The sequence below is a fragment of the Angustibacter peucedani genome, from assembly GCF_054779595.1.
On record NZ_BAAGXY010000152.1, the window covers coordinates 1 to 1,211 of the forward strand.

The 1,211-nt window shown below is 79.2% G+C and carries 2 protein-coding genes; both read right to left on the reverse strand.

From position 1 onward, the window contains the following. Positions 1-220: 220 nt before the first annotated feature. Positions 221-403 carry a hypothetical protein gene (locus ACYVJ4_RS18175; protein WP_460461489.1) on the reverse strand — a complete coding sequence of 61 codons (183 nt, stop codon included), beginning with the start codon at positions 401-403 and terminating at the stop codon, positions 221-223. A 92-nt stretch (positions 404-495) separates the two neighbouring features. Then, on the reverse strand, positions 496-1,211 hold a 716-nt coding region (locus ACYVJ4_RS18180; RefSeq protein WP_460461488.1), incomplete at its 5' end, for an NYN domain-containing protein.

Consider the following 1,211-nt stretch of genomic DNA (forward strand, 5'->3'; position numbering starts at 1 on the left):
CAGGACGACCGCTGCCGCCAGCGCGGCGCGACCGCGCGACGAGCGACGCGCCGCGGCCCGTCGCGACCGCAGCGGGTACTCCGGCGCGGGACCGGACCCCGACGGAGCGGGCGCGGGGGCAGGCGCGGGCGCAGCCGGCTCGTCCTGCGTCGCGCTCACCGCGACATCGTAGGCACGGGCGTCGCGGCGCGCGGGCTCACCCGACCAGCGACCCGGTGGCTCACCCGGTCGCTCGGCGCAGGCGCAGCGGGGGCACCAGGCCGGTGTCGGCCAGCACCCCGATCGCCGCCTGCTCCGCGGCGTCGAGCTCGACGCCCTCGGGCGGTGCGCCGAGCAGCACGGTGACCACGCAGTCACCGCAGGCGAGCCCCCTGACCTCGCAGCTGTCGCAGTCGATGTGCATGCCGGTCACCTCCTCCTCCGCGCGGTCGGCGCCCTGCCGTCCGTGCTGGGAAGGACGCTACGGGTGGGGTCTGACAACGCCGCCCCGCGTGCTCAGGACCGCTCGAGCAGCCGCGCCAGCGCCGGGCTCGGCACGGGCCGGGCGCCGGCGGCGCGCACGCCGTCGGCGACCTCGCGATCGCTCGACACCACGACCACGACGCGACCGGCGGGCTCGGCCCGCACGAGCCGCCGGATCAGGTCGTCGGCCAGCTCCCCCGGCTCGCTGAACCGCAGCCGCACGCCGCGCGGCGCGGCGCCGGTGACCCGGCCCTCGACGACGGCACCGTCGAAGCAGCAGGTGATCTCGGCGCGGGTGCGCGCCGCCAGCCCGGACAGCCCGGTCAGCAGCCGGGCCCGCTGGTCGGCCAGCGGCAGGTCGCCGTAGGCGCCCTTGGTGACGTTGTAGCCGTCGACCACCAGGTGCACGCGCGGCATGGTCAGCAGCTCGGCGAGCACCGCAGGGTCGTCGTCCTCGCGCGCCCGCGCCGCCAGGCCGGGTGCGGCGGGTGCCGTGCCCGCGCCCGACCCCTCGCCCACCAGGTCGGCGGGCAGGACGTCGGCCGGGGCCAGCCCGAGCTCGTGCCGCAGCCCCGCGAACGCGTCGACCACGGCGTCGAGCCGCAGCCGGGCCCGCGACCCGGCCAGCGAGCGTCCCTCGCGGTCGGCGCGGCGCAGGGTCGTGACCTCCTCGCGCGCCCGGGTCAGCTCGGCCTCGGCCCGCTGCGCCCGCTGCTCGGCGTCGGCGACGGCGCGCCGTGCCTGCTCGC